Origin of the sequence: Sulfitobacter sp. HI0027 (assembly GCF_001634775.1) — a bacterium.
Classification (GTDB): Bacteria; Pseudomonadota; Alphaproteobacteria; order Rhodobacterales; family Rhodobacteraceae; genus Sulfitobacter.
The window spans coordinates 1-239 of sequence record NZ_LWER01000334.1 but is presented as its reverse complement, the minus strand read 5'-3'; the positions used below and the strand labels follow the sequence as shown (position 1 = coordinate 239).

The following is a 239-nucleotide window of genomic DNA, read 5'->3' as shown; positions in this document are numbered from 1 at the left end:
TGACGGTTAAGAGACCGCTCGCCGTCCCTATCTCCGCCTGAACTTCATCACAGTTCGCGGCTACGGACTTCCAGTTATCAAACTCACCGCCGAGAACGTAGAATATGAAATCTGCAATCGTCGATTTGCCGGAGCCGTTCTCACCCCGGATGATATTCACGCCCGTATGGAAAGTCTGATCATAGACGGGGTCTCCGCCCTGCATGACCCGTAGGCGTTTGATATGGAACTGCGAATAA

General features: G+C 52.7%; 1 protein-coding gene. It reads right to left on the bottom strand.

Annotation, left to right across the window (positions count from 1 at the left end):
- A partial coding sequence (locus tag A3722_RS16255) for an ATP-binding protein (protein ID WP_443068786.1) occupies nt 1-239 on the bottom strand: 239 nt, incomplete at both ends.